At 68.2% G+C, this 7,927-nt stretch carries 6 protein-coding genes and 1 pseudogene; 6 read left to right on the top strand and 1 reads right to left on the bottom strand.

The features are described from left to right. From FJV41_RS26195 to FJV41_RS26175, 6 genes and pseudogenes are all read left to right on the top strand, one after another. A pseudogene (locus tag FJV41_RS26195) lies at positions 1 to 316 on the top strand (PaxA); the annotation flags it as partial. Positions 317 to 538: 222 nt separating this feature from the next. Continuing rightward, positions 539 to 1,162: a serine/threonine-protein kinase gene (locus FJV41_RS53880; RefSeq protein ID WP_246137418.1), complete on the top strand. Its 624-nt coding sequence runs from the start codon at positions 539 to 541 to the stop codon at positions 1,160 to 1,162. Further along, complete coding sequence (locus FJV41_RS26190; protein WP_246137417.1) at positions 1,163 to 2,512, top strand: TonB family protein; 1,350 nt, start codon at positions 1,163 to 1,165, stop codon at positions 2,510 to 2,512. Positions 2,513 to 2,706: 194 nt separating this feature from the next. Next, a complete protein-coding gene (locus FJV41_RS26185; protein ID WP_141645285.1) occupies positions 2,707 to 5,064 on the top strand; it encodes a hypothetical protein in 2,358 nt (785 codons plus the stop codon). A gap of 145 nt (positions 5,065 to 5,209) precedes the next feature. Then, on the top strand, positions 5,210 to 6,457 hold the full coding sequence (locus FJV41_RS26180; RefSeq protein ID WP_141645284.1) for a hypothetical protein: 1,248 nt from the start codon (positions 5,210 to 5,212) through the stop codon (positions 6,455 to 6,457). A 311-nt stretch (positions 6,458 to 6,768) separates the two neighbouring features. Then, positions 6,769 to 7,272: a hypothetical protein gene (locus tag FJV41_RS26175; protein ID WP_141645283.1), complete on the top strand. Its 504-nt coding sequence runs from the start codon at positions 6,769 to 6,771 to the stop codon at positions 7,270 to 7,272. A gap of 140 nt (positions 7,273 to 7,412) precedes the next feature. Here the strand turns inward: FJV41_RS26175 and FJV41_RS26170 are convergent, their stop codons facing one another. Next, positions 7,413 to 7,829 carry a hypothetical protein gene (locus FJV41_RS26170; RefSeq protein WP_141645282.1) on the bottom strand — a complete coding sequence of 139 codons (417 nt, stop codon included), beginning with the start codon at positions 7,827 to 7,829 and terminating at the stop codon, positions 7,413 to 7,415. Between the last annotated feature and the right edge of the window lie 98 nt (positions 7,830 to 7,927).

Below are 7,927 nucleotides of genomic sequence, written 5' to 3'. Positions count from 1 at the left end.
GGTGGTGGGTGGAACGGGCCCCGCCGAGCCGGTGAAGCCCAAGAACGTGCCGCCCTTCGTCATCCAGCGTGACGTGGTGCGCCAGACGTCGCCGCGCCTGTCGGAGGTGTTCAAGCAGTCCCACCGCGGTCAGACGCTGCAGGGCATCTACAAGGTGTGCGTCTCCACCAGCGGCAGCGTGTACGAAGTGACGCCGGTGAAGTCCGTGCCTGGCGCGGACGAGGACATCATCCAGGGACTCAAGGCGGGCTGGGAGTACAAGCCCCAGAAGGTCCCGGTGTGCTTCCTCTACAACATCCCTATCACCATCCAGTAGGCGCGCTCCCGCCTCCAGCCCGCCGCGAAGCCTCGCGGCGCTGGAGGTGGTGTCCGGGGCGGCTTCAGAGCTCCAGCGCGTAGGCCGCGTCGTGAGCCGATGGACGTCGGTGCCAATCCGCTCCACCGTCCGGAGGGTCGTGACGGGGTGTTGGCCATGACGTGATGTGCACGGCACGCCACCGTGACGGGTGCATGCGACGGTCCTGCTCAGGTGATCGCCATGCAGACCGAATCGCACCCCTCGACTTCGCCTCTTTCGCCGGTGGACCCACTCCTCGGCCAGGTGCTCCACGAGCGCTTCCGGGTGCTGGCGCCGCTGGGGGCCGGGGGAATGGGCCGGGTGTATCGCGCCCTCCAGCTCCCGCTCGAACGGATGGTGGCGCTCAAGGTGCTGAGCCCCACGTTCCCCTCCGCGAACGACCCGGAGTTCCAGCGGCGCTTCTTCCTGGAGGCCAGCGTCACGGCGAAGCTTCGCCACCCGAACACCGTCACCCTCATCGACTACGGGAAGACGGATGACGGGACCTTCTACATCGCCATGGAGTACCTGGAGGGGCGCACGCTGGCGGAGCACCTCACCGCCGGGCCGCTGCCCTGGCCGCGCGCGGTGGACATCGCCCAGCAGGTGTGTCGGTCCCTGCGCGAGGCACACCGTCTGGGAGTGGTGCACCGCGACCTGAAGCCCGCCAATGTGATGCTGTTGGCGGAGGAGGGGAGCGCGGAGCGCGACCACGTGAAGGTGCTCGACTTCGGACTGGTGAAGCCCTTCGTCGTGGAGGGTGCCAGCCACCTGTCGGTGCCGGACATCACCCAGGTGGGAACCTTCCTGGGCTCGCCCACGTAAATGGCCCCGGAGCAGGCGCGCAACCTGGCGGACGCGCGCAGCGACGTCTACGCGCTCGGGGTGGTGCTGTACCAGATGCTCATGGGGCGGCCGCCCTTCCTGATGCAGGACCCGCTGGAGCTCATCTTCGCGCACCACAAGGAAGTCCCACCGCGCTTCCAGGCGGTGCGCCCGGACGTGGCCATTCCCGCGTCCGTGGAGACCGTCGTGCGCCGCTGTCTGGAGAAACAGCCCGCGCACCGCTACGACTCCATGGAGGCGCTCCTGGAGGCATTGCGCGGAGCGGCGGGTCTGGGCACGGCCATCTCGCTGGATACCGGCCCTGGAGAGGCGGTGACCGGGCCTGTCGGCATGTCCCTCGCGCCATCGATGCGGTCCACCACGAGCGGTGTCCAGGGCACCCTGGTCCTGGACATCAGCCTGGACGAGTCCTCCGTGCTCCGTCCGGACTCTCCGCGTCCGGACTTCCGCCGAAGGGCGCTCAGAATGGGAGCGGGCCTGGGCGTGTTGCTCGTCTGCGGAGCTGGCGCCTATCTGCTCGGGGCCCGCCGTCCGCGAGCGCCCGTGCAGTCGCCGCCGTTGGTCGCGGTGTCCTCGCCTTCCGAATCGGTGCGGCAGGCACCTCCCTCCGTGGCGGCGCCAGTTGCGCCTCGCCCCGTACGCTTCCACATCTCCAGTCAGCCGGAGGGCGCGCGTGTCTTCTGGAAGGGAGTGGAGCGGGGCACCACGCCGTTCGTGTTGGAGGTGCCACCCGACGCGGGCGGCATGGCCACCGCGGAGGTGACGTTCGTGCGGGAGGGGTATCGCTCGGACCGGGTGCTCGCCGGGGGCTCGGGTGAGGTGCTCTTGAGTCAGCGGCTGCAGCGTGAGCGCGGCGGACGCTCGTCGTCCCCGGGTACGTCCTCTGCCAGCGCGGAGGGCTCGGGGAGCTCCGAGTGGATGTCAGGAGCGTCCCTGAGCGCGCCCATGCCCCTGGATGTCCCCGGGGCCGCGAAGCCCATGGCGGAGCAGCCAGGCGCGGTGGCCGAAGGCACGCTCCAGGTTTCGGCTCCCACGGGGCCCATCCAACTGCCGGAGAACGCGAAGCCCCCCGTGGAACGTGCGGGCAACCTCCAGCCGGAGTTCCCCCAACATGCGCGTGCCGCGGGGCGCGAGGGACTGGTCGTCCTCAAGCGGGTCGTCACGGAGCGCGGCGAGGTGCGCGACGTCTCCGTGATGCGAGGTGAAGAGCCCTTCGTGTCCGCCGCGATGCGCGCGGTGAGCACCTGGCGCTACCAGCCCGCGTTGCTCGAGGGTCGGCCTGTCGCCGTCTACCGCGTGGTGAAGGTGCCTTTCCGTCTGCGGCCCTGACGCCCGCGCGAAGGGGACCCGCGCGGGCTCCTCTCTCCACGGAGATGCTGGGAGGTGCCTTTTCGCCCCGCGTGCGCCCAGGCGAGTTGGCGCTTCATCTGGGCCACCTTGATGCAGCCTGACCGCATCTCCAGGCAGGGGACGCGGACACTATGCCGAGGCTCCCACCGCCTCGCTGTAGTAGGTTTCCCTGAATGGTACGTACTTCAGTGCTGATGCTTATCGGGTTCCTTGTCTTCGCCTCCACCGATGCCCCGGCCGCGCCTCCTGCCGCTGGCGCCGCGAAGTCCATCGAGGAAGCCTCGAAGCGTTTGGAGAATGCGCGCGCGGCCCTGACGACGGCCGTTCAGCGAATCGAACAGGAGCCGCCGCGCGGCGCAGACCTCGACGCCGCCCTCGCGGCGGTGGAAGCGCTGAAAGAGGCGCTCAATGCGGGAGCGAGCTTCGAGACGGAAGATCTCGAATACGCCAAGAGCGTCCTCGCCGCGCGCAAGCAGCTCCGGACCGACCGCGAGTACGTCGATGAGCGGCGGGCGAAGGTCCACATCCACGATTACCGCCGGCGCATCGACAGCGCGCTCGCGCCCCTGAACGAGCGCATGTCGAAGCTCGGTCAGGGCGACCCGGGCTCCAAGGCGATGGACGAGGCGCGTGCCGCGGTGGACGCGCTCGAGAAGCTGACGGAGGAGGGCCGGCCCCTGAAGAGCCAGGACCCGAAGTTCTCCTCGTACCTCACCGACGTCGAAGCGACCGTCGCCCGTCACAGGAAGACGCTCGATGAGCGGTGGCTGCAACTGTCGGCTCAGAAACAGCGCGGACTCCTGGATGCGAGCCGCAAGTCACTGGCGAGCGCGCTCGCCGACCTGGGAAAGGCCTGGTCGGACGAGAAGTTCACGGCCGCCGACAAGGCGACGGCCGCGCTGCAGAAGCAGCTCGAGGAGGGCAAGCCGCTCGAGGTGCAAGACAAGGCGTACCGCGCGGATGCGGACAAGGCACGCGCCGAGGTCACCCAGGCCCGGCGCCAGATGGATGAGTCCGTGGTGCAGGCAGGTGTCTCGCGGGTGAAGGTGGAGCTGGAGCCCGCCCATGAAGAGCTCCGCGCGTCCGCCAAGGCGCTCCGGGTGAAGCGGCCCACGCCCGAGCAGCTCGCCGAGGCCAAGACGGCGGCATTCGTCGGCCGGAAGCTGGTGGACAAGTACGAGCCTCAGGCGGCGAGGAGTCAGGCCATCGGTCAGTACCTCGCCGAGGTGAAGAACACGCTCGTCGAGGTGGAGGTGGTGCTCCAGGTCCGCACCCTCGATGCGGCTCGCGCCGAAGTCATGCAGGCCCTGCGCAACATCGAGAAGCGGGCCGCGACCGCCGAGCAGTTCGAGGAGGCGAAGACGGCGCTGGTCGTCCTGGAGAAGACGCTGGAGACGGTCCACGTGAAGAACCCCGCCATCAGCCCAGCCGCCGCCGACGCGCGCCAGTTGCTCAGGGATGGGCGGGCGACGATGGAGCGGCGCCGGTACGAGGTCGACCTGCAGCAGCAGCGCGTGAAGGTCGACGAGGCGCGGAAGAACGCGGCGGCGCTGGTCATCCAGATTCAGAAGGAGACGCCGTCGCCGGCGCAGCTCCAGGAGGCGGAGAACGCGGTCAAGCAGATTGGCGCGGTGCTGGAGGTGGGTGCCCCGTTCGTCAAGAAGGACCGCGACTACGCGCTGTACGCGAAGGAGACCAAGGAGCGCATGGCGGACCTGGGCGAGCGCATCAACCGGCGGAAGATCGTCCTGGCCGCGGCGGATGCTCGCGTCCAGCTTGCTTCCCGGCTGACCACGACGAAGGAGAAGCTCGAAGCCGCGAAGGGCATCTCATCGACCGACGGCGACGTCGAGACCGCCTCGAAGAGCGTGGATGAGGTCATGCAGATGTTCGAGGCGAACGCGGCGTTGGAGCGGCAGGACGCGGGCTACGCGGCGTCCGCGGAGCGGGCTCGCGCCGAGTGGCTGAAGCTGGTCGAGGCCCTCGAGTTCGCGAAGCAGGCGCGGGCGCTGCGTCGGTTGACGGGTGAGGCCCTGGGCGTCGCCAGCAAGGCGTCGGAAGCGGCCGCGTCCTCCACGGACCTGCGCAAGAAGAAGGAGCTGTACGCGAGCGCGCTGGAGAAGCTCACGGCCTGCCAGGACGAGGGGGCCAGGATGGTGAAGGAGAACGCCAGCCTCGCCACGGTCGACGTGCTCGTGGGCGGCACTCCCACCCAGCCCCAGGAGGTGATGGCTCAGTGCGCCCAGAAGGCGGAGGCGCTGCAGGCGCCCCAGAAGAGGGCGGACGTGGAGCTTCGGTTCCAGGATGGCCAGAGGAAGGCCTACGACTCGGCGAAGTCGCTGCTCTCCAAGGGACGCAAGAGCGAGGCGCTCTCGCAGCTCAATGACTGTATCGCGGAGGGGCGAATCCTGGAGAACCGATACCCCGACTTCAAGGAGCAGAAGTTCGACATCGGCGGCGCCAGCATGAGCATGCTCGAGCTGATTCAGGTCTGCGCGAAGGAACGCAAAGCGCTGCAGCCCGCCCCCTGACGCGCCGGTGCATCAGGTGACAGACGTGTGAGGTCCTGGGGTGGCCGAGCCGCGCGTGCCTATGCTCCGCGCGGCTCACCTGGGAGGGCAGGGCGGCGGCGGCGAACAGGGGTGTGCCATTCCCCGTTCCACGAGGCCATCGCCAATGCTCCGTTCCCTCAAGTCGCTCCGGTGGGTGTCTGTCTTTCTGCTGGCCGCCTGTGGTTCCTCCGACCTGCCCGCGGGTGAGGCGCCGCCCGCCGTCGACACCGTGGAGCAGGGGGTGCTCTTCCCTCCGCCCACGCCGTCGAGTGGCAACGTCCTGGACAGCACCACGTTCCTGGGCAGCGTGGCGCTCCCCGGCGCGGTGCAGACGTCCTTCACCACGCCCCTCCAGTACTACTCCTTCGCCATCAACGTCGCGGCCGGCTCGAGCGCGAAGCTGGAGGTGACGCACCTGGGCAGCAGCATGTCCCTGGACACGGGGCTCTTCGTTTACGGCCCCAGGGATGCCAGCGGCAGCTACGGCACCACCGTGCGGGCCCAGGACGATGACGCGGGTTATGGCCAGCTCAGCAAGGTGGCCTCCGTCACCTTCGCCCAGGGCGGCGAGTATCTCGTCGTGGTCAGCAGCGGTGAGGGCGCGGGCAAGCGCTTCCGCCTCCAGCTCGACTGTCTCAGCGGCAACTGCGAGCCGGTGGACCCGTCCGTCTACGCCACGTGTGACGACGCCCGGGTGGGTCCCCGCGTCGAGGACTGCATGGCCCACTGGGACGCGGAGGGCCTGCCTGTCAACGAGGCCTTCGCCCTGTGCTTCGGCGCGGATGACGCGCACGCGCTCTACGAGGGCGCATGTGCTCCGTCGGCCTCCTCCAAACCCGTCTGGTGCGCGGGCGGCGAGGCCACGTGGACGCAGCGGATGTGGCCGGTCTGCGTGTCCGACTACACGGTCGCCTATGGGCTGTATTCCGTGTCGCTGGGCTCACGGCCGGTGAGCACGGGCCTGCAGTCCAAGCTGTCGGCGGCCAACGCGGCCTGTGGCACCTCCTCCGCGTGCTACGGCGAACTGCGTGGCTACTCCTTCCCCTGGAGCCACTCGACTCCCGCGAGCCTGGACAAGGTCGCCGAGGCCGTTTCCCTGACGGAGCAGAGCAATGCGCTGTTCGGCGCGCGCCTGGCGAATACGACCTACGCGCAGTTCGCGCAGTCGCGGCTGCTCTCCAGGCTGTCTTCCCTGCATCCGGCCCTGGGCCAGGAGTACAGCAACGGCTCCGAGGCGGTGCAGGTGACGGGCTGGCACTACAGCCGGGAGATGTGGCCGGACGCCTGCATGATCTGGGAGCTGTATGTCATCTACTTCCCGGAGTCGCGCGGCGTCCTGGTGTTCGAGCAGGACTACGCCCGGGACTGCTGACGTCCGTGGTGACAGCCTTCGTCCGGGGTGGCCCTCGTCGCTGGAGGGTCCCCGGCCGAGGATTCTCTGTCGCCGTGGCCGCCGCGCGCGGGCCCGCGAGCGCCCTCATTTGACAATGTACGATTCGGATCGTACTTTGTCGTCGCCATCCTGATGTGGTGGGTGATTGCCTTTGATTCGCCATGGTGTCCCCGAAGGGGGGGCGGTCGGGGTGGTGTGTCGTATTGATGGAGTATCGCGGGCCTGCCGCCTTGCCTGGACTGTTCCGGGGAGGGATGGCAGCGCATTCCTCTCGATCTGGAGTGTCAGCCATGACGAAGTTGATGAGAATCCTGAGCATTGTCCCGATGGTCCTCGCGCTGGCCCTGTTGCCGGCGTGCGAGACGACTGTCTCGGGCTCGACGACCATGACGTACAACCCGAGCACTGGGAAGTTCGAGGGCACGGCGACAGTCACGGTGACCATCAAGAAGAAGTCACTCAGGGCGGGCGCCGTTGCTGGAGGCGCCTCGGGCCTGGAGATGGCCCTCGCCGGCATTGGCGGGGCGGCTCCGACGCTCATGAGTCCTTTCATGAACGTGGCGGTGCTCGGCTCGCGCGGCGAACTTCTGGGCGCGGACCAGTTCGAAGTGGTTCAGACAGAGGCGGGCACGTACGCGTTCAGGGATCCGGAAGCGGTGGATGCGTGGCTGGCTCAGCTCGGGGAAGCCGCGTCCGTTGTGATGGCTTTCGATATGAGCGGTGATGGCAACCCCTTCCAGGCCACGGTGTACAGTGACGGCGTGAGCCTGGGCTCGGACATCATCGGCGAGTAGCGCGAGTCTTTCGGTTCTCGTGCCACGCGCGGGCCGTGCCGCTCTCTCAGGGGCACGGTCCACCGTGGTTCATTCGCATTCCACTGGAACGTCAGCGGCCGGGTTTGTTCGTCTGAGGAGGGCGGGGCTTCAGCCCGCAATCACTCGCAAGCATAGATAGGGCCGGTAGCGACGTTGGAGACTTCCTGTGCGGCCGTCACCACGCGGTAGCGGAACCGGATGGAATAGCCTGGCGGGTTCCCAGACGTCGGCGTGACGCAAGACTCACTATACGTGGCGCTGCCATCTCCCCAGGGGGAGTTGAGGACCTCGCCGTCGAAGTACATCGTCCGCGACCACTGGCTCCGGTAAAGCGGGCTGCCACCCGTTGCGCCGCCAATGCACGTGATGTCAGTGGAGGTGCTCGAGCAGGAGATGGAGGCGGTGGGAGCAACCAGAGCGGCGTGACTGTCTTCGAGTGTGGGCAGTCCAGCGCCTTCCTGTTGGGGGGCGCCCTCACCACAGGCCATCAGCAGGCTCGTGGCCATCAGCGAAATGCTGCGCAAGGTGCTCTTCATGGGAGTGCCCTCGTAAAGTGGTGGGTGCATGCAATTCATAACATGCCGCGCGCCCTTCAGGGACTCGCCCAAGGTCTTCCCTGGCGGCCCCGCCTGGG

It is taken from the genome of Myxococcus llanfairpwllgwyngyllgogerychwyrndrobwllllantysiliogogogochensis, assembly GCF_006636215.1.
In the GTDB taxonomy this organism is placed as follows: domain Bacteria; phylum Myxococcota; class Myxococcia; order Myxococcales; family Myxococcaceae; genus Myxococcus; species Myxococcus llanfairpwllgwyngyllgogerychwyrndrobwllllantysiliogogogochensis.
The sequence above is the reverse complement of the archived record's forward strand: the minus strand, read 5'-3'. Positions and strand labels throughout refer to the sequence as shown.